Raw genomic sequence first — 24,879 nt, forward strand, 5'->3', positions numbered from 1 at the left:
TCTACTTATTATTTTTTTGATTGATAATTTCAGCTTTAATTTTTGGTTCTGGTGCAAAATCTTGTTCCCAATTATCAGGTTTCATTACTTTTCCGTTGTCAGGTCGATAATGTGCCCGACCATCTGGAAATAATTTCCCCATATTGGCTTTATGAACAATATTAAAAATAGGTGTTGGGTTCACACCCATTAATACAAATGATCCATAGTTAAAATAAGTTGCATCCGTTAAGGCATCTACTTGTCCAATTAAGATATCTTCAACTGGTTTTTGCTCCGTTTTTATTTTTGTGAGTGTTTTTTCAATCTCACCTTTCCACTGATTTATTAATTGATCGAAGTCTGCTTCGTTTCCGCCTACACTCGCATATAAAAACTCAATCATTTCTTCTGTCGTAAATGAGGCTCTATGTAGTGCTTCTTCTGGCGTAAAAGCCGTTGGCTCCATATTTTTAGCAGGATGAAATACGTCATGAAATTCTTTTACTTTTTCATAGGAAGATTGTTCCGTCATATCCCTAGACTCCTTTTAATAAATTTATCACTTACTTATTATAACTTACTCGTTTCTAATTTCAAAAGTATTGAACTTATATCTATCTAATAATTACAGGATTTAATTAAATTGTTGAAAAGTTGTCACTTATCTTGGTTGACATGTAAGATAGAAAAAATCCCTTAAATTGAGTTTAAGGGATTTAAAGTATCGGTTATTTATTTTCCATCAATCGTTGACGTAGAGTCATATTTTCAGATTCTATTAATTTGCGATCTGTCTGTTCTTCTTCCAGTTGCGTTTCTAATAATTGAACGGTTTTAATTAATTCAGCATGTGTTTGAATATTTTTAGCTAATGAGCTATTTTCATCCGTTACGTCAGCTAATTGACTTTCTAATTGTTGAATTTGTTTTTTTAATTGATCGTTTTTTTCAATCAACCATTCATTTTTCTTAGCAACTTTTTTCGTTTTCTTTTCAAAACGGCCATCTGTTAATGTCGTGTAAATTAAGTAACATCCTAAAATGGCTGTTAAAATAGGTAAAATAACTGTAGCTTGACGAAAGACGCTCAATAAAATGACATTGATTGCTGCTATCAAACAAATGTATAAACCCGTGGAAAAAGATTTTTCTTTACGCTGTTCGTCAATGTCTTGATAAAAGTCCGTTTGATTTTGTAATTCATGAACTTTTAATTCTAATTGATCCAGTTCTGCTTGGGTTTTTTGATAGAGTTTTTGTTCCTTGTCAGCATATCGTTCTTCTACTTGCTCTTGGTACAATGAGAACCACTCTTTCTCTTTATTCAGACGTAAAAAATCATCTGAGACTTTGGCTTGATGAGCTGCTTTATCAGATATAATTTCAGAAGTTGCTAATTCTTTTAAATCTTGCACTTCAACTTTTGTTTCATCCAATAATTCCGTTGACTCTTTTTTTGCTTTATTTTTTGTTTTTTCTGCTTCTAATTTAGCATCTTGCAATAGCGCTTGTTCTCTTTCCACAAGTTCTGCTTCTAATTGACGGTGTTTAGCTTCGTAGATTTTATTTAATTCGTCTAATCGGTTTGCTAATTCACTGTCTTGCCGAATTTTTTCTTGTTCCATTTCTTTTTGATACACAATTAATTGATCTTTTAGTTCTGTTATTTCATCTTGAACAAAACCGTACATTTCATTGGATTCATCAAAGGCTTTTTGTAAAATTGATTCGGCCTGTAATTTAGCATCTCTTAAAATTTCTTGTTCCTTAATTGCTATTTGTTTTTCTAGCCTACGTTTTTTTTCTTCATATTCCATTACGAGTTCATTTAGCTCTTCTTGGTATTCTCTTTCAAGAGCTGCTTCCTTTTCTTCAAAGCGTTTCAAATTTTCTGAATTCACTTTAGACACGGAGTCGGTAATCAATTCATTTAAGGTCTCTTTTACATGGTCCACCATTTGATCGGTAATTTCTTTCGTTTCTTCAAGTGGAACCGGGTTAAAGGACAACTTTATATTCGGTCTTTTCGATGAATCGGTCATGGACGAGCTCCTTTCTGCATCACACAGTTTTTATTATACGCTTCTCTTAATCGTTTATTTGACAAGATGCGAGTTATTTTTGATTAAAGTCACTCCTTATTATCTCAAAAATCCCGCAAAATTGCACCTTATTTTAATCAATTCTTTAGATAATCTCAAAAAAATTAAATTTGAAAGAAAGTCGAGTTTTAGTCAGCAAATAAAAAACAAGACTTTTAGCCAAAAAACAGCTTCAAATCTTGTTTCCTTACTCCTAAAAAATAGCTAAAACGAATTGGGTCATTAACGGCGCCACAAAGACCGTCACTACCCCTGTCACTCCAATGGCCAAACCAGACATCGCACCTTCAACAGGTCCTAATTCTAAGGCTCTTGAGGTGCCGATTGCATGAGCTGCACTTCCTAGAGCAACGCCTTGCGCGACAGGGTCGGTTACTTTCAATACTTTTAAAATTGAAGGTCCGATAATTGAACCAATAATTCCAGTAATGATAACAATTACTAAGGTAACTGTTGCGATTCCATGCATTTTCTCAGAAATGCCTAAGGCAATCGCTGTTGTAACAGATTTTGGCATAATAGATACCATAATGTCTTTTTTTAAGTTAAATAAGATTGCTAAAATTCCAGTGAAAAAGGTACTTGTAACCGTTCCAAGTAGAATTCCGGTCATAATTGAACGAACATGTTTTTTTAATAAATGAAAAGTATTATACAAAGGTATCCCTAACGCCACAGTAGCAGGAGTAATTAAAATATTTAAAATATCCCCACCCTTGTAGTAATTTTCATAAGGAATTTTTGTAATTTTTAAAAATAAAATAATAAAAATAGTGGATAAAACAAGTGGATTTAATAACGGAAACGGGAACCTTTTAAAAATGGCCAATGCGCCTAAATACATCGCAATTGACAAAATAAGGCCGAACATCGGATTACTTGTAAGTTCTTGATACACTTTTTGCGTCATCCTTTCTATCTTTAGGTAAGTCAACACTGTTGTCTTCAAATTTTCGTTTTACTCCTTGTACAATTAATCCCACAAAACCAATTGTAAAGGCTGTTGTTAGCAACGAAATAATCAGCAACAACCACCAGGTATCTTTGATTACTGGAAAGTAAACCATAATACCAACTCCTGCTGGTAAAAATAAAATACTTAAATTCCCAAGTAAAAATCCTCCTACTGTCTCTACATCTTTTACTTTTAATACTTTAAATTGCAACGCTAAAAATAAAAGCAACATTCCGATAACACTTCCTGGAATTGGTAGAGTAAAAACTTTTGACAACACTTCTCCTAAAAACGAAAAACTTAAAATGTACAATAACTGTTTGTAAATATCCATTTCTATCCCTCCATACATCAATTACTATATCATAGTTTTTCATAAACGTAAGGAAAAACATTGATTTAACCGCTTTCCTTTGAATATTTTTATCTTTCCATCTCAAACTAAACGTATGTTCTTATTTTGTGGAAGCTCTTGATAGAAAGTGGTATAATTAATGTAAGATTAGGTTAAGAAGGAGGTTATTATGAATCAACCTTTAGCTTTTAGAATGCGCCCAACAACTATTGAACAAATTGTGGGTCAACAACATTTAGTTGGAGAAGGGAAGATTATTAGACGAATGGTGGAAGCAAAAATGCTTTCTTCAATGATTTTATATGGCCCTCCTGGCATTGGAAAAACAAGTATTGCTAGCGCAATTGCAGGCTCTACTCAATATGCCTTCCGTACATTAAATGCCGCTACTGATTCAAAAAAAGATTTACAGATTGTTGTTGAAGAAGCGAAAATGAGCGGAACTGTTATTTTATTATTGGATGAAGTTCATCGTTTAGATAAACCAAAACAAGATTTTTTACTACCCCATCTGGAAAATGGGCGTGTCATTATGATTGGTGCAACAACCGAAAACCCTTATATTACTATCAATCCCGCGATTCGAAGTAGAACGCAAATTTTTGAATTAAAACCTTTGCAAATTGAAGAGATTGAATCTGCATTAGAACGCGCTCTGACAGACACTGATAAAGGCTTAGGTCAGTTAACAGTCGAGGTAACCCCTGAAGCGATGCTTCATTTTGCCAGAGGGACAAATGGCGATGTTCGAAGTTCCTTAAATGGACTCGAGTTAGCCGTTCGCTCCACGAAGCCGAATGAAGACGGTGTAATTGTGATTACCCTTGACATTGCCGAAGAATGTTTGCAACGAAAAGCTCTTACACACGATAAAGATGGCGACGCCCATTATGACGTCATTTCCGCTTTACAAAAATCCGTTCGAGGGAGTGACGTGAATGCCGCCCTTCACTACATGGGGCGTTTAGTTGAAGCAGGCGATTTACCTATTATTGCTCGCAGACTGATGGTGATTGCTTACGAAGACATTGGTTTAGCAAACCCAGCAGCGGCAGCTAGAGCGGTAACGGCTGTACAAGCTGCTGAGAAACTTGGCTTTCCGGAAGCCAGAATTCCTTTAGCAAATGCGATTGTTGACCTGTGTCTTTCTCCTAAATCAAATTCGACTTACGTAGCGATTGATGCCGCCTTGAGTGATATTCGAGCTGGTAAAAGTGGCGATGTTCCAGATCATCTAAAAGACTCACACTACAGCGGTGCAGAAAAGTTAGGACGCGGGATCAACTATCAATACCCTCATTCTTTCCCTGGCGCTTGGGTGAATCAACAATATTTACCTGATAAATTAAAAAATGCAGTGTACTTTGAACCTAATCACACAGGCAAATACGAAGATAGTTTGGCTAGACAGTACGACAACATTAACGAGATGAAAAAAAAAAGGTAAGAACGCGTTGAAAAATATTTCCATTAAAAACGCTCCGCTTTTTAAGCGTTGATGCTTGAAAATAAAAAAATCCTGTGCTACTATAAAGATAAGAATTCTGAGATGTACGAATTGTTCAATAAATGTGCTGACCGAACAAATAGTACGACCTCGGGATCCAAACTGATTCAAATGGATAACAGGCCTTTACCTTTGGTAGTTAGATATTTGACAGCGGAGCCCACCTGCATGTATGCGGGATCAACACTACCTGAACGTGAAAACGGCATCACCGGATTTCTTTTTTAAAATTTATCATTTTGGGGTCATCTTCTAGCAATAGAAGATGGCTTTTTTTGATAAAAAAAAACAAGCAATGCCCTCTTCGCATCACTTGCTCATTGTTAAAAGAATGTAGTTAATAAATATAGATTTAATCCGGTAATTAACAGACCGATAAACCACGCCAAACCATTCACGACCTTGCCATTTTTTAATTCTCCCATCAGGCGTTCATTGCTTGTAAATTGAATTAAAGGAAAAATAGCAAATGGCAATTGCATAGACAAGACAACTTGACTTAACAGCAACAGTTCATCAGTACCCTTTTGTCCAGCAATAATGGTTACAATCACAGCTGGTACGATGGCAAATAAACGCGTTCCAAGACGACTTAACCAGGCAGGTATTTTCAAATGTAAAAATCCTTCCATGATAATTTGACCTGCCATCGTACCTGTTAACGTTGAATTTTGTCCACTTGCTAATAAAGCTACTGCAAATAAGGTACTGGCAATACTTGATCCAAGTGTTCCATTCAAAAGCTGGTAGGTGTCTTCAATGCCCACCACATTGTATTGCCCTGTTTTATAAAATGTGGCTGCAGCAAGAATTAAAATAGCTGAATTGATTAGTAACGCAAAGGTTAAATTAATTGTTGAATCAAGAAAAGCAAACTTTGTCGCTTCTTTTTTTCCAGCGGGAGTTCGCTCGTAAGCTCTACTTTGAACAATTGAAGAATGCAGATAAAGATTGTGAGGCATAACGGTTGCACCTAATATTCCTAAAGCTAAATAAAGTACTTTAGGATTGGTTACAACTTCTGTATGAGGTAAAAACCCTACCATTACTTCTCTAAATTCCGGTTTACTTAAAAAAAGTTCAATTGCAAAACAAATAAAAATAGTCGTCATTAATGTAATGACAATTCGCTCAATCCATTGAAATCCCTTGTGTTGTAAAAATAAGAGCAATAAAATATCTAAAGAAGTAATCAACACACCGTATAATAATGGAATTCCAAAAAGTAATTTCAATGCAATTGCTGCCCCAATTACTTCGGCTAAATCCGTAGCAATAATTGCTAACTGAGCTAAAACCCATAACAAAATCGCCCTTTTTTGACCATACTCGTCACGACATAATTCAGCTAAATCTTTTTCTGTTGCAATTCCTAATTTCGCACTTAAAGACTGAAGCAACACGGCCATTAAGTTTGATAATAGAATAACCGATAACAATAGATAACCAAAAGAAGAGCCTCCAGCAATTGAGGTTGCCCAATTTCCCGGATCAACATACCCAACAGCAATCAGTGCCCCTGGTCCCATAAATGCAAGCAATTTTCTAAAGGAAGAAGCATTCTTAGGAATCGCAACTCGCTTTCCAAATTTCTCCTCTTTTTGTTTGTTTTGATTTAAACTCAACCCATCTCCTCCATTCACACACTTTTAGGTTAACCTAATTTTACTATCTACCTTTACGTAAATCAAGAAAAACTATGAATTATTCAAATCTTAGCGATTTTATGCTATGCTAAAGAGGAAAACAGAATGTTGGAAAGGACTACTATCCATGATTATTTTAATGAGTGTTTTTGCATTGATTTTATTTGCCATGGCATTTTTCTTATTAAGTGGAAAAGCCAGTGTTTTAATTATCAATGAACATGAAAACCAACACCAAATGAATCAAAAATTCTTTAAATTTTACGGCTATTTACTGCTATTCTTTGGAATTTTTGCTTGTTTCCTAGTCTTCAATCACATACAATGGCTTTGGCTTACCTTCCTTGGGGCAACCAGTTTTATAATGGTATTTTTTGTCATTGGTTTAAATCGAAGAATTAACTAAAAAGAAGTAAACCGTCTTCCTAACTGGATGGTTTACTTCTTTTTTAATGCGCTACTATCTAACAATTCTAATTGTAAATTTCCCACGGGTCCTGCCAAACGTTCAATAATAGCAGCCATTTTTACGCCACCAATCCCCTTAACTTCTGCAAATTTTTCGATTACTTCACGGTCAATATCTTTTAAATAGAAAAGTTGTTGTTCTTCACAATAGGTTTTAAAGAGTCTAAATTTTGACTCTGTAAAAGCTTCGTTAATTGAAATATCTCCTTTTTGCATAACTGAACTTCCTTTCTTTTCATTAAAATCAACTTTACAAAGGTTTTAAGTTCCAAGTTTTAGGTTTTTGTTGTAAAATAAAGGTAGAAGAACATAGTTAATTCTTATTATATCACGAATTGAAGAGGAGTGGATGAACATGTTACAACAATACAAACGCATTTTAGTCGCCGTTGATGGATCTGAAGAAGCTGAGTTGGCTTTCAAAAAAGCTGTTTATGTAGCAAATCGTAATGAAGCTGCATTGGTTTTAGTTCACGTTATTGATACAAGAGCTTTCCAAAGTGTTTCGAGTTTTGATGGTGCAATGGCTGAACAAGCTACAGAACAAGCGAAAAATACGATGGAAGAATATCAACGTTACGCAAAAAATCATGATGTTGAAGATGTTCGTTATACAATTGAGTATGGTTCACCAAAAGCAATTATTGCTAAACAAATTCCAGAAGAACAAGACATTGATTTGATTATGGTGGGTGCTACTGGTCTTAATGCAGTGGAACGAATTTTTATCGGTTCTGTTTCAGAATACGTTATTCGTCAAGCTACTTGTGATGTTTTAGTCGTACGTACAGATTTAGAAAACAAATTACCTGATAAAAAATCAAAATAAAAAAGAAGCGTCATGCTTCTTTTTTTTATCCATTTTAAACAAAAACCCTCCCTTCAAAAATTGAAGAGAGGGTTTTCGTTATCTTTTTATTTTGATAAACGTTCTACATCGCGAGCGATCATTACTTCTTCATCTGTTGGAATTAAAAGTACTTTAACTTTTGAGTCAGCAGTTGAAATAACACGTTCATCACTACGAACATTGTTTAATTCTGCATCCATTTCACAACCAAAAACAGTAATACCGTCAATGATTTCTTTACGCATATGGATATCGTTTTCGCCGATTCCTGCTGTAAAGATGATTGCGTCAACACCATTCATTGTCGCAATGTATGAACCAATGTATTTTTTAATGCGATCTGCAAAGATACGTAATGCAATGTTTGCATTGTCATCTGTTAATTGAGCTACTTCAAGATCACGCATATCGCTTGAAATTTCAGATAAGCCTAGTAAACCAGATTCTTTATTTAAAATGTTGATGAATTCGTTGATATCTGTAATGTTTAATTTACCCATTAAGTAGGCAATTAATGAAGGATCAATATCGCCAGAACGAGTTCCCATTGTTACACCTGCAAGTGGTGTGAAGCCCATTGATGTATCAACTGATTTCCCACCGTCAATAGCAGTAATTGAAGCGCCGTTTCCTAGGTGACAAGAGATTAATTTTAACTCTTCAAGAGGACGACCTAACATTTCTGCTGCACGTTCTGAAACAAATTTATGTGACGTTCCGTGAGCACCATATTTACGGGCTGCAAAATCTTCATAATATTTCATTGGAATGCTGTATAAATAGCTCTTCTTAGGCATTGTTGTATGGAAAGAAGTATCAAATACTGCAACACTTGTAATTTCTGGTAATAATTTTTTAAATGCACGGATTCCTGTAGCATTTGCTGGGTTGTGTAACGGAGCTAATTCTGATAAGTCTTCAATTTGTCCTAATACTTCATCTGTGATTAAAGCTGAATCTTTAAAGATTTCTCCACCAGCAACGACACGATGTCCTACGCCAGTAATTTCGTTAAAACTTGCGATAATGTTCAATTCTAATAATTGTTTTAGTAACATCTCTACTGCAAATTCATGATCATTAATGTCTAATACTTCTTCGAATTTTTGACCTTCGCCATATTTGATTGTGAAAATTGATTCTGGCAACCCAATTCTTTCTACGATTCCTTTAGCGATAACTGTTTCTGATGGCATTTCGAATAATTGCCATTTTAAACTTGAACTACCGGCGTTGATTGCAATTGTTTTTGACATATAAATGACTCTCCTTTTGGGTTATATTAAATATTCTCTTTTTTCCAAGTATCGACTTCGTTCATAAAATGAACCATCGCTTTGGGATTCTTAAAGTCTGGAATTTCTGCTAGTAACACTTGTTTTGCCTGTTTAGCAGCTCCACCTTTTTTCTGAATCAAAAGAATTGATTTACGTGAATTTTCAGACTTGAATAACTCTTTAGGAAGATTCAACATTCCTTGTAAGTAACTGACGTCTTGAATCAGTTTTGTTAATGCAGGGGCTTCTTCTGTTTCAAACAGTTGTGTAGGGACTAAAAAGACACCTACGCCACCTTCTTTTAAATACTGTAAGCTTTGTTCAATCATTAAATGATGAGCGTATGAGTGACCTGTTTTAGCCGCTGTTTTAAACGCGCTTGCACGTTCATCTACTGGATAATAACCAACTGGCAAATCGCTTACGACAACATCAACTGGATCTACTAATAGATCTTGAATCGCATCTTGATGTGTCAATTTGATAGTTTGACCTTGTAACCCTGTTAAAACAGCTGCCAACGAAAGCAATAAATCATCGATATCAATGCCTTCTGCATCTAGTTCTACATTCTTAAGTTTCAAACTATTACTGATTGTGGAAAGTAAGTTTCCAGTACCAACAGCGGGATCAAGAAGTCGAATTTTTTTTGTTGTGTCTCCTGTCATCTTCTCGATTAAGTAACTCATGATAAATCCAATCGCATCAGGAGTCATTTGATGATTTGCTTGCAGATTGTCTGTTTTTGCTCCTTTTAATAAAGCTAACTGAAAGGCTTTACGAATTTCTTCTGGCTCCATAGAATCAATGGGCAATGTTTGATACAAGTTTGTTAATTTTTCAATTACTGTTTGAGTGGGCAAACCATCAACTTGTCTTGCAACACGTCCATCAAGAATATTTTCACCCGTTTCTAAAAGGGCTTCTAAGTACGAAACATCCAGCTCTGATTGTATTAATTTAACCGATGTGTCCAATTTATTGAACAAAGTTTCAATCTCGATTTGGGGCACTTTTCCAACCTCATTTCATTACTATATCGCTATTTCATCTCACTTGGGTTAGTTATTTCCACTAATAACATAACTGTTTTGTGAAGTAGTATTCCCTGTACCATTTTAACGAATAACGAGCAAGGTTTCAAGCGCAATCCTCATCTTTCGTTAAATTTTTGAAAATAATCGTTTTTTTTCAATGTTTGTTTATTGTTTTCTTAGAAAAGGAAAACAATAACTGACTTTTTTATTTCATCATCGCAAAAACGCTTATTAAACTAGCCATTAAAAGACACACACCTAAAATACCATAATATTTTAACGAAGATTTCCATAACTGGCTATTTCTTGAATTTTGATACCCAAAATTGCGAATTGGTTTTCTAAGTAAAAGGTAAACTAACAGACCTGGAATAAGCTGGAATAGCATCACAAGTATCACGATTAGCGTTCCATTCATGTTTCGTGCATTCGCATCATAATAAACCCACATTAATAATTTTACATATGCTACTACGCCGATAATGAAGATTCCAAAAACAACAGTTAAGCCAACAATTCCTATTAATAAATCACTCATATTTTCCCCTCCCAAAATTGATAAAAAAAAGCTCTTCTAGCAAGTAGAAGAGCTTTTTGAGTTCGTGCTTATTGAGCAACTGCAGGGTATACAGAAACTTGTTTTTTGTCGCGACCTTTACGTTCGAAACGAACGACACCATCACATTTAGCGAATAATGTATCGTCTCCACCAATCCCAACGTTAACACCTGGATAAATTTTAGTACCGCGTTGACGGTATAAAATTGAACCACCTGAAACTGTTTGACCATCTGCACGTTTAGCGCCTAAACGTTTAGAGTTAGAGTCACGTCCGTTAGTAGTAGAACCGCCCCCTTTTTTGTGGGCGAAGAATTGTAAATTCATTTTCAACATATGAGTTGCACCTCCTGGTAAATTAATTGGTTGTTAATTCATTTTGACATACTCAGGGTACTCTTCTGTAATCCCTTGAATCGAAAGACGCAAGCTTTCAAGAAGAATCTGAGCAATATGAAACTGTTCGCCGGTAATGTCTTGTAGAATTTCAACATATAAATGTCCACCATTCACTGCGTCATCCATATCCACTAAGGGTTGGAAACCAGCTAAAGCTTCAATACTATTTGTTGCTCCAAAAGTCAATGCCGAAACAGCTGCACAGACAATGTCGCTGCCTTCGGGTCCTGACTCTGCATGTCCAGTTACTTCAAAAGAAACTAGATTCCCATCGCTATCGCGATTGAACAATGCTTGAATCATATCGAACACCACTTTTCTTAAGCGTTAATTGCATTAATAACAACTTTTGTATACGGTTGACGGTGACCTTGTTTACGGTGAGTATGTTTTTTAGGTTTGTATTTATACGTAGTAACTTTCTTTTGTTTACCATGTTTTTCTACAGTACCTTCAACAGTAGCTCCGGCGATTGTTGGAGCTCCAACTTTTGTTTCTTCGCCACCTACCAAGATTACTTCATCAAAGCTTACAGTTTCACCAGCTTCAACGTTTAATTTTTCAACGTAAATTGCTTGGCCTACCTCAACTTTAACTTGTTTTCCACCAGTTTTGATAATTGCGTACATTTATTCGCACCTCCTTATTAGACTTAGACTCGCCGTCGTGAGCGTCACAAGTGTGAACTTAAGACTCATTCCCGCGCGGTTGTAGTTGTGGTGCTACACATTTACAACAGTACCATCATACCAAAAATGATTCCATAGGTCAATCATTTTTCGTGAATCTCACGATTATCTAAAAATTCATCTGATGAAACGACTCTTGTTCCGATATCTTTTGCAAATTCATCGTCATGGGTCACAATTAAGATACCAGTACCATTTGCAGCTATTTTTTGAATCATTTTTCCAATTTCGATAGTTGATTCACGATCAAGGGCTGAGGTTGGTTCGTCAAAGCAAAGGATACTCGGATTAAGCATTAAAGCTCTTGCAATCGCAACCCGTTGCTGTTGTCCTCCGGATAATTCGTTAGGCATCGCATTGGCTTTCTCATTTAATCCAACTTGCTCTAATAATTCCATTGCTTTTTTTTGTAAATATTGGTTGCTCTCTCTTTTTTGAGCGACAGGCGCTTCCATACAATTTTCAAGCACCGTTAAATTAGGAAACAACTGATAGTTTTGAAAAACCATCCCAATTTGATTGTGGTACTTTCTAAGTGTTCCCTTGTTTGCATAATCAACCTCTCCCTTTCGATTGGTTTTGCATAGCGTGATATCCCCCAACCGAATTTCCCCTGCATCAACTGTTTCCAAATGATTTATTATGCGCATTAAAGTTGTTTTCCCTGTTCCTGATTTTCCAATGAGAGTAACAATTTCACCTTTTTCAAGAGTAAAATCAAAGGCTTTTATCACTGGTTGTCCATTAAATTTTTTTGTTATTTTTTCGACAGTTAACAACATTCCTATTCTCCTCCTTTAAAAGTGAATTCTCTTTTCAATAGTAGTTAAACCAAGTGTTACCAAACCTGTAATCAGCAAATAGATGATTCCTACTGCTACAAAGGGAATAAGAGAAGCATAGGTATTAGAAGCAATTTGACCTGCTCTTAGTAGCTCACCTAATCCTAAAATGTACACTAATGAAGTGTCTTTTACTAACGAGATAACTTCGTTGCCTACAGAAGGCAATACAATTCGAGTAACTTGTGGAATAATAATTCGACGGTATCCTCTAATCTTTCCAATCCCCAAAACTTGTAACGCTTCAAATTGCCCTTTAGGAACAGCCAAAATCCCACCGCGGAAAATTTCTGCATAATAGGCTGTATAATTTAATGCAAATGCAATGACCGCTGCTGGAAAACGATCTAGCGTAATGCCAATATGAGGAAGTCCAAAGAACACGACCATTAATTGAAGAAGTAACGGCGTTCCACGCATGATATAAATATAAAATTGTACGATTAAGGAAATGCCTTTTGGTGCGTATACTCGAACAATCGCTACTAAAAACCCAAGAGGAATTGTTACGATTAGAATGATGCTAAACAGGAATAAAGTTGTTTTTAAACCCTCTAATAACGCAGGTAGTAATTCTGTTATCATTGTCATTTCAATCCATCCTTTACTCGGCAAACCATTTTTGATAAATCGTATCGTAAGTGCCGTCTGTTTTTAATTCCTTCAACGCTTGATTTAATTTTGTTTTTAATACTTTATCTTTTTTTCGTAAACCAACACCGTACTCTTCTTTTCCAAAATTATCTTTTAGTGTTCGGTAGGTGTCTACCCCTTTTAATTTGATGTAGTAGCGCGCCAACACTTCATCAACAACAATGGCCTCGCTTCGTTTGCTAGCTAAATCATTAAAGACGTCATTGTTAGATGGAAATTGTGTGAGTTCTTGATTTTTAAAAGTTGCTAGTTCTTTTTTTGAAACAGCATCTACTGCACTAGAAGCTTGTTGCGCTGCTATGGATTTCCCTGCTAGCTCTTTTTTTGTTTGAATTTCACTGTTTTTTAAAACAACAATGGATTGGCTATTTTCTAGATAAGGATCTGAAAAGGCTACTTTTTCTTTTCTTTCAGGGGTAATTGTATAACCATTCCAAATGAAATCAATATTCCCCGCATTTAATTCTGTTTCTTTCATTGCCCAATCTATCGCTTGAAATTCTATTTTTAACCTTAGTTTTTTTCCTACTTCTTTTGCTAAGTCAACATCAAACCCCACGATTTCGCCTTTATTGTCTCGATAACTCATTGGTGCAAAGGTATCATCTAATCCTACAACCAGTTTCCCTGATTTTTCAATTTCTTTTGTTGCATCCGTTTGATTTTGTTCATTTTTGCTATTTCCGCAACCAACTAACAATAAACTAAATCCAACAATACTTAGAACGATACTCATTTTTATTTTCATCTTTATTCTCTCCCTTTTTTTATTAGAATGCTGTTTTCAATTGGCTGCAGTCCGCTGGAAAACAAAAAAAGTCCTTTGATTTTCAATTTGAAAATCAAAGGACGACTATACAAGTATCGTGGTTCCACCTTTTTTTGCAATCTCCTCACGGAAAATTGCCTTATCACGTTCAAAACGACTAAACGTTAGTACTGTAACGGGTACACCCGAGTCAGTTTACAACTCCCATATAGGTGAGGTTCAACTGCTAGCTCAGAGATGTGTGTTCAGAAACTAGTTCTTGATTGCTTTCACCACCCGCAACCTCTCTAAAAAGTCCTAATTCTTACTTTTTCTCTTCAAAGCTTTTATTATTTTTTATCACTATACCATAGAATTTTTTATTTGCCAAATAATTTTTGGAAAAAGTTTTTCTTTTCTTTTTTTAATGACATCAGTGGCACCGTTTCGCCTAAGACACGTCGCGCAATATTACGGTAGCCTAATGAAGCAGGATTTTTTGGATCTAAGACAATTGGATCGCCTTTATTCGACGAACGAATAACACTATCATCATCAAATACGATTCCTAGTAATTCAATTGACAAATGTTTTGTAATTTCATCAATATCTAACACTTCGCCATCTTGCATCATTCGTTTACGAATACGATTAATAATTAGACGCGGGGGTTCCATTTCAGTTTGTTCTAGTAAGCCTATAATTCGATCTGCATCTCTCACTGCAGAAATTTCTGGAGTGGTGACAACAATTGCCATGTCGGCAGCTGCAATGGAATTTTGGAAACCTTGTTCAATTCCTGCTGGACAATCAATTAAAATATAGTCATAGTCTGGACGTAAGCTATCAACAATTTCTTTCATTTCTTCTCCATTAACGGAGCTTTTATCTGCATTTTGAGCAGCTGGCAATAAGTATAAATTATCATTAAAACGCTTATCTTTAATAATGGCTTGATGCAACTTAGCTCGTCCTTCAACTACATCAACAATATCATAGATGATTCGGTTTTCTAGTCCCAGAATCACATCTAAATTGCGTAATCCGATATCCATATCAATCAGACAAACTTTCTTTCCTTGTAAGGCTAACGCCGTACCAACATTGGCAGTTGAAGTCGTCTTTCCTACGCCACCTTTTCCTGATGTGATGACAATCGCTGTTCCCATTACATTAATCCCCCTGTCACTTTGTCCATTTTAGGCCGCAGCACTTTTAGTTTTTCTACAGGTGCAAATTCAAGAATGTGCAAATCATTGATGTAAGCAAATTCTTTCATATTCGCGCCTTTATTTTCATGTGTTTTATTTTCGATAATTTGAATATTATCTGCTATTCGAATCTGTGCATCGGTTTGGAAATCGGCTACGACAACAGCACTGTCGTCCCCACTAAAACCAGCATGAGCAACGCCTAGCAATTCCCCGATAATAAAAATACTTCCATCTGCACGAACACTGCCGCCTGGATGAACCTTTCCAATTAAAAGAATGTCCCCTTTAGCCGTTAATGTTTGACCACTTCGAATCGTTTGAATTTCCATTTGCAAACTGTTGGCTTCATGCCACTCGTTGGCTTCTTTGTACGTCAACACGTTAGATTTAAGCTGCTTGATTTGAAATTGGCTAGTAGTTGAAATTTTAGTTGTCAATTCATCGACTTCCGTTTCAGATAATAAACGATTCCCTGTTTTAATTTCAAGAGAAATGGATTTTTTATCTGTTTTAGTAGATTTATTTTCAGCTAATAGATTCGCTAACAGTTGATCTAATTCTTCATGAATCGTGCTCATTGCAGCTGTATCATCTAATGTTAAGACGAAACCATCTTTTGTTCCTTTTAACGTTACACTTTGTTTCACTTTAACAACTCCCAACGCATTTCATTGATTGCTCATTCTTTCGTTATCAACCAAAAACCGAACTTACATTTTTTCTAATTTCATCATAAGTTTTTGTAGTGGGTAGTATAAGAAAATAAAGATTACCACATTTAAGAGTAAAGTTGGACCTAATCGTTCTACCATAAAAGTATTAAAATCCATTGTTGTTTCCTTCAAGATTGTATAGAAAAAATATAACGTTGTTTCAATTAAACTCAAATCAATGATAAACATCATTGCGACTACGATTGGATTAGGGTGAAGCACTTTTGTTAATTTTTCAGTGATGTACACAATAATTGGAAACAAGGCAACATATATCCCTAATATTCCAACGTAATAACTATCAAATAAGAGACCAAATACGATTGCAAGTACCAACATTTTATTTCGAGGTAAATAAAAAGACATCATTACGAGTAAAATAATCGTAAGTCGAGGAACAAGCACATAGTCGCTCCCGTATAGCGTTTCTGAAAATAAAGCTGCTAAAACTCCGTCTAACAAGAAAAAAACAAAAAGAATCAGTGGTGGTAAAAATGAACTTTTTAAATTTGAATTCATTTACTCACCACTTTCAGCTTCACGTTGAACGATGGTTACATAGCGGATGTCATTGGTATCTGCAGCCGGCGTAATATACGCTACTTTTGATAATCCATGAGCGTCTAATTTCACTTCATCAACGGTACCAATAAGTAACGTTGACGGTGTAATTCCACCTAAGCCAGATGTCACAACTTTGTCGCCTTTTTTCGGTTCAGCATCTGTTGTAATTTGATTCATTTTCAAACGTTTTGTTTCTTTATCATAGCCATTGATAATTCCATGAATTTGTCCTGACTCGCTTTGTACCAAAGCTGCCACACGGTTCTTTTTAGAATCAACTGTCGTAATTAATTGAACTTTAGAACTTGTAGGACTCACTTCTACGATTCGTCCAACTAACCCATTTCCAGCCATCACAGACATGCCTTTTTCAATACCGTTTTTGCTGCCTTTATCCACGACGATTTGATCAATCCAAGAATCAGGATTGCGGCCAATGACACTGCCTGTAATTTGGTTGTAATTCGATAAAGTTGAAGTTAATTCCAACTGTTCTTGCATTTTTTTATTATCTTGTTTTAGATCTGCTAGTTCAACTTGCGTTTCATAAAGTTTATCGATTTTTGATTTTAACAACTGGTTCTCTTCGTAAGTATTTTTTAATTCTTCAACCGAATCAATAAAACTTACAATTCCATTGGCTGGCTTTGAAAAAACGCGCCCAGTAATGGCAGTAATGTCATTGGTGAATTGTTGGACGATTGGCAACTTTGCTCTTTCTTTAATTGAATAGGCAATTAACCCCATACAAACAATTACACTGACTAATAAAATGATTAATTTTTTATTTGAAAAAAATTGATGCAACTCGTCACCCCACTTTGCCTTGAAGGCCTTCTCTATTTTACCATATTTCATTTGAAATACTAATATTATTTTACATAAACTTATTTTCTTAGGAAAATTGATTGATTTTAACTTATTAAATAGAAAAGAAGCGGGAAGTTTGTAGACTCCCCGCAGTTTCTAAACATATTTTGGTGTCTGTTTATCGATTTGCTTTTTTCTTAAATAAATCAATATGTTTCAATGATTCGCCTGTTCCAATCGCAACACAATCTAGTGGCTCATTTGCTACAAAAACTGGAACTTGTGTTTCATCTGCAATTACTTCTGATAAGTTTTTTAATAACGCACCACCACCAGTTAAAACGATTCCGTGATCGATGACGTCAGAAGAAATTTCAGGTGATGTTTCTTCAAGCGTTTCTTTAACTGCAACGACGATTGCTTCCACCACTTCTTGAAGTGATTGAGAAACGTCAACAGCAGAAATTTCGATTGTTTTTGGTAGACCCGTTAACAAATCGCGTCCTCGAATGCTCATTTCGCCATATTCTCCAGCTTTTTCTACAGAAGCACACCCAATTTCGATTTTAACGGCTTCAGCTGTTCTTTCACCAATTAGTAAATTGTATTTTTTGCGTACATAATGAATAATGGCATCATCTAATCGGTCTCCGGCCATTCTAATAGAACGGCTACTCACGATTCCACCTAGTGAGATAGTTGCAACGTCTGTTGTTCCACCACCAATATCTACAACCATGCTTCCTGTTGGGTCCATAACTGGCAGTCCTGCACCGATTGCTGCTGCAAATGGTTCTTCAATAATGAAGGCATCTTTTGCTCCAGCCATTCTAGTTGCGTCGATAACAGCGCGTTTTTCAACTTCCGTTACGCCACTTGGTACACAAACCATGACATATGGTTTTGAACTCGTTTTTCCAATTGTTTTTTGGATATAATATTTCATCATCGCTGCAGTTGTTTCATAATCTGCAATTACGCCGTCTTTCATTGGGCGAATGGCTACGATTGAACCTGGCGTACGACCTATCATATTTCTAGCTTCTTCACCAACAGCAACAATTTCTCCTGTTGATGTGTTTTTTGCTACGACTGAAGGCTCTCTCAAGACAATCCCTTTGCCATCTGCATAAACCATGGTATTTGCGGTTCCTAAATCAATTCCAATATCCTTACTTCCTAATCCAAACACATTACTTCATCCTCTCAACTATATATCCATGATTCATCATCAAAAATCTTATTATTTTTAGATTCATTTAACAGTATATCAAAAAAAATCCAATTATGCTGTAACAGTACTTATCATACTGCAAAAACATTGATAAAACATTAATATTGTATGTATTTTAATAGAATTTTAAATATTTATACGCTTTGTAAACCTTTTGATACTGAATTCACCTTTTTGACACATAAAAACACTCTAACAAAACGACTTTTTTTAAGAAACAAAAAAAAGAACTGAGTATAAATACTCAGTTCTTCAAAATTTTTAAGTTAAGCTTACGCTTTTTCAACGTTAGCTGCTTGAGGTCCACGGTTGCCTTCTTCAACTTCGAAAGAAACTGCTTGTCCTTCTTCTAAAGTTTTGAATCCGTCTCCGCCGATAGCTGAGAAATGTACGAATACATCGTCACCGTTTTCGCGTTCGATAAAACCAAAACCTTTTTCTGCGTTAAACCATTTTACTGTACCTTGTTCCATAATGAAATTCCTCCTCGTGCGTTTTGCACATAATATTTGATATTCTTGCTTAACGGTACGAATTGGAATGTTTTGAAACAATCTTTTCTTTACCTAACAAAAACACTAAATTAATTATAACACGTTCATTTTTTTTACACAAGGAAAAAGCATGATTTCTTTTAAATTTAAATCGCTCCCATTTCTTTCAGGCTAATATACGTGTTGGATCCGATAACAATATGATCCAATAATTCAATCCCCATCAACTCGCCACAAGTTGCCATTCTTTTAGTAAACGTAAAATCTGCATCAGACGGAGTTGGATTTCCTGATGGATGATTGTGTGCCACGATAATGCGTGCAGCTGCGTAGCGTACCGCTCCTCTAAAAATTTCTCTTGGATGGGCGATTGACTGGCTCAATCCGCCTACAAAAATGGTTTCTTTTTTGATAATTTCATTTTTTGTATTAAGAAATAGCGTGATTACATGCTCTTGTTGCAAATCTTTCATTTCCTTAATTAACATTTTGCCAATCGTATGGCTTGAAGTCACTTGTCCCTTTTTTTCTTGTGTCGCAGCTGCAATGCGACTTCCTAATTCAATTGCAGCTCTGATTTCAATTGCTTTTGTGCGACCAATTCCGTTGACACACATCAATTCTTCTATGGAAACTGTTTTTAAATAATATAAATCTTCAAATGCTGCTAAAAGGTTCAATGATAATTCCACAGCGCTGCTGTCTTTTGGACCTGTCCGGAGTAGAATCGCTAATAATTCATGGGTAGACAATGATTTTTCACCATCCTTTTCCAACCGTTCCCGTGGTCGACTTTGCTTTGGCATTTTTTTTACTAAACTGTGAGTTACTCTCATAAAAAAACCTCCCTTTTCGAATAACTATTCGCAAAAAAGAGAGGGTTCATTTATTCATTAGTTTTTATTTTGTTGATCGATATAAGCTTTGACAATCGTTAAATCATCATAAATTTTAAGTGTTTTTTCCAAGGCTTCTTCCCCTGGCGGAATTAAATCAGGAATCATAATAACGTCAATTCCAGCGTCAAAAGCTGCTCTGATCCCGTTGATTGAATCTTCCAAAATCAGTGTGTTTTCTTTTGCAATACCTAATCCTGACCACGCTTTTTCAAATATTTCTGGGTCTGGTTTTGCTCGTTTCACTTCATCGCCTGAAACAATATAATCAAACCGACCTGTCAGCTTTTCTCTTTCAATAAAGAGATGAATCATTTCTTTTAAATTACTAGAAGCGACCACCTTTTTGATGTTTTTTTCCTCTAAATAATTTAACAAATCCATAAATCCTTCTTTAATAATTAAGCCGTCACGTTTGACAATTTCTTCCACGCGCTTGCGTCCTTCTTGAATTAAATGAGCCACTTTTTTTTCATCATCAAAATCACGGTAAAGATTTTCATGCAACTCTTCATCAGAGGTTCCAACATATTGTAAATAATAGTCATACGTAAAATCCAAACCAATTTCATCGGCAATCTCTTGATTTGCTCGGTAGTAAAGGGTCTCTGTATCAAAAATTAAACCGTCCATATCAAAGATTACTGCTTCTATTTTTTTCAAAAATTTCCACTCCTCTAATTGTTTTCTTCTGATTTAAAATATTGACGAACTTCAGAAATAAAATAAAGTGAACCTGTAATCAACAACACATCGCTACTGTCCATTTCGTTAATGGCTTTGACTAATCCTGTTTGCCAATTTTCTACTATTTCAACTGGACCTGCAACTTGATTAGCCAGTTCTTCACCTGTAGCCGCTCTGGGGTAGTCGAACGTTGCCACCATTAAATGCATGTTTTGAACCGTTTGTAACTGTGCCATCATGGTATCTACTGACTTGTCTTTTAATGCGGCAAATAAAACATAAATATCTTGGTTAGGGAAATCACGTTTAAGAGTTTCCACTAAACGGATCATCGCAGGTTCGTTGTGAGCGCCATCCATCACAATCAATGGCTGTTCATTTATTTTTTCCATTCTACCTGGCCAAAAAGCTTGTTTAAGTCCTCGTAGCATGTGCTCATGCCCGACAGCTAGTCCCGTTTCATGACTATAAATACGCAGTGCTTCAAGGGCAACCGCTGCATTTTCTACTTGATGCTCGCCTAACATTGAGATTTGAGCTTGTCGTAGGCAAATATAGTCATCTTCAAAGGTGAATTGCTCTCCCCATGTCGGTAATGTTTGCCATTTGGAAACAAAAAAATCTTTGCCAAATTGACTTTGCAGACTATCTTGTTCAATCGCTATTTTTTCAATAACTGTTAAGGCTTCTGATGGGATTTTTCCAGTAACAACAGGAACACCAGCTTTAATAATTCCCGCTTTTTGGTAGGCAATTTCAGCAAGGGTGTTCCCTAAAATGTGCATATGATCGTACCCAATAGTCGTAATCACCGATACTATTGGCGTCACAACATTTGTTGAATCCACTAATCCGCCTAAACCGACTTCAACAATTACAACGTCCGCATGCCCCTCGCCAAAATACTGAAACATCATACTGTTAACGACTTCAAATTCAGTTGGACCTCCAAGTGGGGTTTCGTCTAATTCCATCACATACGGATAAATTAAATTCGCTAAACGTAAAATTTCTTCATTTGAAATCGGTTCTCCATTCACACTAATCCGTTCGTTAAAGCTTTCAATATAAGGTGAAGTAAATGTCCCGACGGTTTGACCCGCTGCTTCTAACATACTTCTAAGGTACGTAACAGTTGAACCTTTTCCATTTGTTCCTGCGACATGAATCGATTTAAATTTCCGTTCTGGATGACCTAATTTTTTCATCATCCATTCCATTCTTTTCAAGCCCGGTTTGATTCCTAAGGCTAAACGACTGTGAATCCAAGTCAACGCTTCTTCATATGTGTTAAACAAATCGATCCCACCATTTCTTTTCAGTTAGTTCTTTACTATGAATACTATTATACCGTTCTACTCGTCTGGTGACTATTGATTTTATTTTTTAATAAAAAACTTGAACAGCTTTTCCTTATTAAAAAAGGAGGCTGTTCAAGTTGATTATTATGCTTGTGCTTTTAAGACATTAATGCGTTCAGCTACTGCTTCACGTTTTTCAAGGTAATCTTTTTCTTTTGCTCGTTCGCTTTCAACAACTGCTTCAGGAGCACTTGAAACAAAACGTTCGTTAGAAAGTTTTCCTTGAACACGTTTCACTTCGCCATCCCATTTCGCCATTTCTTTTTCAAGACGTGTGATTTCTTCTGCAATATTGATTAGACCTGCTAGTGGCAAGTAAATTTCAGCGCCTGTAATGACTGCACTCATTGCTGTTTCAGGTGCTGTTACGTCACTTGCAATCGTCAAAGTTTCAAGGTTACAAAAACGTTCAATATAATGTTGATTTTCAATTAAGAAGGATTCAATCGTAAGATCATTTGTTTTAATCAACAATTCTACCTTTTTAGACATCGGTGTATTCACTTCTGAGCGAATGTTACGAACAGAACGAATCAACTCCATTAACACTTCCATTCCTTTTGCAGCTGTTTCATCGTTAAATTCAGGGCGCACAACTGGGTACTCGGCTACCACTAATGATTCACCGTGATGCGGCACACTTTCCCAGATTTTTTCAGTTACGAAAGGCATAATTGGGTGCAACAAGCGTAAGGTTTGATCTAATACATGAGCTAAAATACTTCTGGTTGTTAATTTAGCTGCTTCATCTTCCCCATTTAACACACCTTTACTCATTTCGATATACCAATCACAGAAATCATCCCAAATAAAGTTGTATAGGTGACGACCTGCTTCACCAAACTCAAATTTTTCAGATAAATTCGTTACGTGTTCAATCGTTTCGTTTAAACGAGTTAAAATCCAGCGATCTGCAATCGTTTTTGGTCCAGTCAAATCGATTTCATCCACTGTTAAACCGTCCATGTTCATAATAGCAAAGCGACTAGCGTTCCACACTTTATTAATGAAGTTCCAGCTAGCATCCATCTTATCGTAGCTAAAACGAACATCTTGACCAGGTGCTGAACCATTGGATAAGAACCAACGTAAGGCATCTGCACCGTATTTATCAATGACTTCCATAGGGTCAATTCCGTTCCCTAATGATTTACTCATTTTGCGACCTTGTTCGTCACGAATTAATCCGTGAATCAAAACATTTTCAAAAGGACGCTCTTCTGTAAATTCTAAACTTTGGAACATCATTCGACTTACCCAGAAGAAGATAATATCATATCCTGTTACTAAAGTATTTGTTGGGAAATAACGTTTAAAATCTGGCGCTTCTGTATCTGGCCAACCCATCGTTGAAAATGGCCATAAAGCTGAACTGAACCACGTATCTAATACATCTGGATCTTGAATCCAATTTTCCGCATCTGCTGGTTCTTCCATGCCCACATACAATTCTCCTGTTTCTTTGTGGTACCATGCTGGAATACGATGTCCCCACCATAACTGACGAGAAATAACCCAATCATGAACATTTTCCATCCAACGCATATACGTATTTTCAAAGCGTTCAGGAACAAAGTTTACAGCTTGATCCGTAGCTTGATTGTCCATTGCTTCTTTTGCTAATGGTGCCATTTTAACAAACCATTGGGTTGATAAACGTGGCTCTACGACAACTCCTGTGCGTTCAGAATGTCCTACACTATGAACCATTTTTTCAATTTTAATTAAACGACCGATTTCTTCTAATTCTTTAATGATTTCTTTACGTGCTTTAAAACGGTCCATGCCTTCATATTTACCTGCAAGTTCATTCATTGTTCCATCTTCATTCATTACATTGATACGTGGTAAATCATGACGATTTCCAACTTCAAAGTCATTTGGATCATGAGCTGGAGTTATTTTAACAACACCTGTTCCAAAATCCATTTCAACATACTCATCTGCAATAATCGGAATTTCTTTATTGACGATTGGCAACACCAACATTTTTCCAATTAAGTGTTTGTAACGATCGTCTTCTGGATGAACTGCAACGGCTGTATCGCCTAACATCGTTTCAGGTCGAGTAGTAGCAATTTCTAAGACGCCACTGCCGTCAGCTAAAGGATAGCTCATATGATAAAAAGCGCCTTCTACGTCTTTGTGGATTACTTCGATATCCGATAAGGCAGTTTTTGCTTTTGGATCCCAGTTGATAATGTATTCTCCCCGATAAATTAACTCTTTTTCAAACATGGTCACAAAAACTTTACGAACAGCTTCTGATAACCCCTCGTCAAGGGTAAAACGTTCACGGCTATAATCAACAGAAATCCCAACTTTTGCCCATTGTTCACGAATAAAAGTTGCGTACTCTTCTTTCCATTCCCAAACGGTGTCGATAAATTTTTCGCGTCCTAAATCATAGCGTGAAACACCTTCTGCAGCTAGCTTTTCTTCTACTTTTGCTTGTGTTGCAATCCCCGCATGATCCATTCCTGGCAACCAAAGAGTGTCGTATCCTTGCATGCGTTTTTGACGAATGATGATGTCTTGTAAAGTTGTGTCCCAAGCGTGTCCTAAATGTAATTTACCCGTTACGTTTGGTGGTGGAATCACGATTGAATACGGTTTTTTGGTCATATCTCCACTTGGTTTAAATAAATCCTTTGCTACCCACTCATCATAGCGCCCCGCTTCAACTTCTTGGGGATTGTATTTTGTTGGCATTTTTAATTCTTCTGTCATTTGTACAACCTCTTTTCTTAATTTGATTTAACTCAGCCTATGAAGGTTTGAAATCAAGGCAAACTAAAAAGCACCCACCCTAATAACAAACTACTTATTAGGACGAA

At 36.0% G+C, this 24,879-nt stretch carries 28 protein-coding genes and 3 other annotated features (1 of these 31 cut by a window edge); of the genes, 3 read left to right on the forward strand and 25 right to left on the reverse strand.

From position 1 onward, the window contains the following. Window position 1: 1 nt before the first annotated feature. The 4 genes from CDIMF43_RS09625 to CDIMF43_RS09640 form a co-directional block, all read right to left on the reverse strand. Complete coding sequence (locus CDIMF43_RS09625) at window positions 2–514, reverse strand: pyrophosphohydrolase domain-containing protein (RefSeq protein WP_109841863.1); 513 nt, start codon at window positions 512–514, stop codon at window positions 2–4. A gap of 196 nt (window positions 515–710) precedes the next feature. Next, window positions 711–2,024: a V-type ATP synthase subunit I domain-containing protein gene (locus CDIMF43_RS09630; protein ID WP_074402488.1), complete on the reverse strand. Its 1,314-nt coding sequence runs from the start codon at window positions 2,022–2,024 to the stop codon at window positions 711–713. A gap of 253 nt (window positions 2,025–2,277) precedes the next feature. Further along, the gene (locus CDIMF43_RS09635) at window positions 2,278–2,994 is read right to left on the reverse strand and encodes an LrgB family protein (RefSeq protein ID WP_162532930.1); all 717 of its coding nucleotides are present in this window, start codon (window positions 2,992–2,994) and stop codon (window positions 2,278–2,280) included. Then, entirely contained in the window at window positions 2,960–3,373 is a 414-nt protein-coding gene (locus CDIMF43_RS09640) for a CidA/LrgA family protein (protein WP_074402486.1), read from the reverse strand. Before CDIMF43_RS09640 ends, CDIMF43_RS09635 begins: the two co-directional genes overlap by 35 nt. A gap of 190 nt (window positions 3,374–3,563) precedes the next feature. Here CDIMF43_RS09640 and CDIMF43_RS09645 point away from each other — a divergent pair, with 190 nt between their 5' ends. Further along, complete coding sequence (locus CDIMF43_RS09645) at window positions 3,564–4,841, forward strand: replication-associated recombination protein A (protein ID WP_109841865.1); 1,278 nt, start codon at window positions 3,564–3,566, stop codon at window positions 4,839–4,841. A 383-nt stretch (window positions 4,842–5,224) separates the two neighbouring features. Here CDIMF43_RS09645 and CDIMF43_RS09655 read toward each other — a convergent pair whose 3' ends face one another. Continuing rightward, entirely contained in the window at window positions 5,225–6,526 is a 1,302-nt protein-coding gene (locus CDIMF43_RS09655; protein ID WP_074402484.1) for an Nramp family divalent metal transporter, read from the reverse strand. 148 nt (window positions 6,527–6,674) lie between these two features. Between CDIMF43_RS09655 and CDIMF43_RS09660 the strand changes: the two genes are divergently transcribed. Then, window positions 6,675–6,953, forward strand: coding sequence for a hypothetical protein (locus tag CDIMF43_RS09660; RefSeq protein ID WP_074402483.1), 279 nt, complete (start codon window positions 6,675–6,677; stop codon window positions 6,951–6,953). A gap of 32 nt (window positions 6,954–6,985) precedes the next feature. On the opposite strand, the gene CDIMF43_RS09665 is transcribed toward CDIMF43_RS09660, so the two are convergent. Beyond that, window positions 6,986–7,231 (reverse strand): hypothetical protein, encoded by a 246-nt coding sequence (locus tag CDIMF43_RS09665; protein ID WP_109841866.1) that lies wholly within the window; start codon window positions 7,229–7,231, stop codon window positions 6,986–6,988. Window positions 7,232–7,370: 139 nt separating this feature from the next. Between CDIMF43_RS09665 and CDIMF43_RS09670 the strand changes: the two genes are divergently transcribed. Further along, window positions 7,371–7,844 (forward strand): universal stress protein, encoded by a 474-nt coding sequence (locus CDIMF43_RS09670; protein ID WP_074402481.1) that lies wholly within the window; start codon window positions 7,371–7,373, stop codon window positions 7,842–7,844. An 86-nt stretch (window positions 7,845–7,930) separates the two neighbouring features. Here the strand turns inward: CDIMF43_RS09670 and CDIMF43_RS09675 are convergent, their stop codons facing one another. From CDIMF43_RS09675 to CDIMF43_RS09765, 19 genes are all read right to left on the reverse strand, one after another. Further along, entirely contained in the window at window positions 7,931–9,121 is a 1,191-nt protein-coding gene (locus tag CDIMF43_RS09675; RefSeq protein ID WP_034569171.1) for an acetate/propionate family kinase, read from the reverse strand. A gap of 26 nt (window positions 9,122–9,147) precedes the next feature. Continuing rightward, window positions 9,148–10,155 carry a class I SAM-dependent methyltransferase gene (locus CDIMF43_RS09680; protein WP_074402480.1) on the reverse strand — a complete coding sequence of 336 codons (1,008 nt, stop codon included), beginning with the start codon at window positions 10,153–10,155 and terminating at the stop codon, window positions 9,148–9,150. A 229-nt stretch (window positions 10,156–10,384) separates the two neighbouring features. Beyond that, the gene (locus CDIMF43_RS09685; RefSeq protein WP_109841867.1) at window positions 10,385–10,717 is read right to left on the reverse strand and encodes a hypothetical protein; all 333 of its coding nucleotides are present in this window, start codon (window positions 10,715–10,717) and stop codon (window positions 10,385–10,387) included. Window positions 10,718–10,785: 68 nt separating this feature from the next. Then, a complete protein-coding gene (rpmA, locus tag CDIMF43_RS09690; protein ID WP_034569165.1) occupies window positions 10,786–11,073 on the reverse strand; it encodes a 50S ribosomal protein L27 in 288 nt (95 codons plus the stop codon). Window positions 11,074–11,106: 33 nt separating this feature from the next. Continuing rightward, the gene (locus tag CDIMF43_RS09695; protein ID WP_034569163.1) at window positions 11,107–11,439 is read right to left on the reverse strand and encodes a ribosomal-processing cysteine protease Prp; all 333 of its coding nucleotides are present in this window, start codon (window positions 11,437–11,439) and stop codon (window positions 11,107–11,109) included. 17 nt (window positions 11,440–11,456) lie between these two features. Beyond that, window positions 11,457–11,765: a 50S ribosomal protein L21 gene (gene rplU / locus CDIMF43_RS09700; RefSeq protein WP_034558575.1), complete on the reverse strand. Its 309-nt coding sequence runs from the start codon at window positions 11,763–11,765 to the stop codon at window positions 11,457–11,459. Window positions 11,766–11,780: 15 nt separating this feature from the next. Beyond that, window positions 11,781–11,856, reverse strand: a sequence feature (ribosomal protein L21 leader region). Between the two features lie 52 nt (window positions 11,857–11,908). Further along, window positions 11,909–12,607: an amino acid ABC transporter ATP-binding protein gene (locus tag CDIMF43_RS09705; protein ID WP_074402478.1), complete on the reverse strand. Its 699-nt coding sequence runs from the start codon at window positions 12,605–12,607 to the stop codon at window positions 11,909–11,911. A 15-nt stretch (window positions 12,608–12,622) separates the two neighbouring features. Then, window positions 12,623–13,258 carry an amino acid ABC transporter permease gene (locus tag CDIMF43_RS09710; RefSeq protein ID WP_074402477.1) on the reverse strand — a complete coding sequence of 212 codons (636 nt, stop codon included), beginning with the start codon at window positions 13,256–13,258 and terminating at the stop codon, window positions 12,623–12,625. Window positions 13,259–13,271: 13 nt separating this feature from the next. Further along, entirely contained in the window at window positions 13,272–14,069 is a 798-nt protein-coding gene (locus CDIMF43_RS09715; RefSeq protein ID WP_109841868.1) for an amino acid ABC transporter substrate-binding protein, read from the reverse strand. Window positions 14,070–14,163: 94 nt separating this feature from the next. Next, window positions 14,164–14,420: a binding site (T-box leader), on the reverse strand. Between the two features lie 29 nt (window positions 14,421–14,449). Next, entirely contained in the window at window positions 14,450–15,238 is a 789-nt protein-coding gene (gene minD, locus CDIMF43_RS09720; protein ID WP_034569156.1) for a septum site-determining protein MinD, read from the reverse strand. Then, on the reverse strand, window positions 15,238–15,930 hold the full coding sequence (locus tag CDIMF43_RS09725; RefSeq protein ID WP_074402475.1) for a septum site-determining protein MinC: 693 nt from the start codon (window positions 15,928–15,930) through the stop codon (window positions 15,238–15,240). The genes minD and CDIMF43_RS09725 overlap by 1 nt, the downstream gene beginning before the upstream one ends. A 63-nt stretch (window positions 15,931–15,993) precedes the next feature. Next, window positions 15,994–16,515 carry a rod shape-determining protein MreD gene (gene mreD / locus CDIMF43_RS09730; protein WP_109841869.1) on the reverse strand — a complete coding sequence of 174 codons (522 nt, stop codon included), beginning with the start codon at window positions 16,513–16,515 and terminating at the stop codon, window positions 15,994–15,996. Next, entirely contained in the window at window positions 16,516–17,367 is an 852-nt protein-coding gene (gene mreC / locus CDIMF43_RS09735; protein ID WP_074402473.1) for a rod shape-determining protein MreC, read from the reverse strand. A gap of 181 nt (window positions 17,368–17,548) precedes the next feature. Further along, window positions 17,549–18,562, reverse strand: coding sequence for a rod shape-determining protein (locus tag CDIMF43_RS09740; protein ID WP_074402472.1), 1,014 nt, complete (start codon window positions 18,560–18,562; stop codon window positions 17,549–17,551). A gap of 314 nt (window positions 18,563–18,876) precedes the next feature. After that, window positions 18,877–19,077 (reverse strand): cold-shock protein, encoded by a 201-nt coding sequence (locus CDIMF43_RS09745; RefSeq protein ID WP_034571318.1) that lies wholly within the window; start codon window positions 19,075–19,077, stop codon window positions 18,877–18,879. 167 nt (window positions 19,078–19,244) lie between these two features. Beyond that, a complete protein-coding gene (radC, locus tag CDIMF43_RS09750) occupies window positions 19,245–19,934 on the reverse strand; it encodes a RadC family protein (RefSeq protein ID WP_109841870.1) in 690 nt (229 codons plus the stop codon). A gap of 57 nt (window positions 19,935–19,991) precedes the next feature. After that, window positions 19,992–20,657, reverse strand: coding sequence for an HAD family hydrolase (locus tag CDIMF43_RS09755; RefSeq protein ID WP_074403129.1), 666 nt, complete (start codon window positions 20,655–20,657; stop codon window positions 19,992–19,994). 14 nt (window positions 20,658–20,671) lie between these two features. Beyond that, a complete protein-coding gene (locus tag CDIMF43_RS09760) occupies window positions 20,672–21,979 on the reverse strand; it encodes a bifunctional folylpolyglutamate synthase/dihydrofolate synthase (RefSeq protein WP_109841871.1) in 1,308 nt (435 codons plus the stop codon). Window positions 21,980–22,126: 147 nt separating this feature from the next. Further along, a complete protein-coding gene (locus tag CDIMF43_RS09765; protein WP_109841872.1) occupies window positions 22,127–24,772 on the reverse strand; it encodes a valine--tRNA ligase in 2,646 nt (881 codons plus the stop codon). Between the two features lie 95 nt (window positions 24,773–24,867). Beyond that, window positions 24,868–24,879: a binding site (T-box leader), on the reverse strand; it runs 215 nt beyond the window's last position.

The organism is Carnobacterium divergens (assembly GCF_900258435.1).
GTDB lineage: Bacteria > Bacillota > Bacilli > Lactobacillales > Carnobacteriaceae > Carnobacterium > Carnobacterium divergens_A.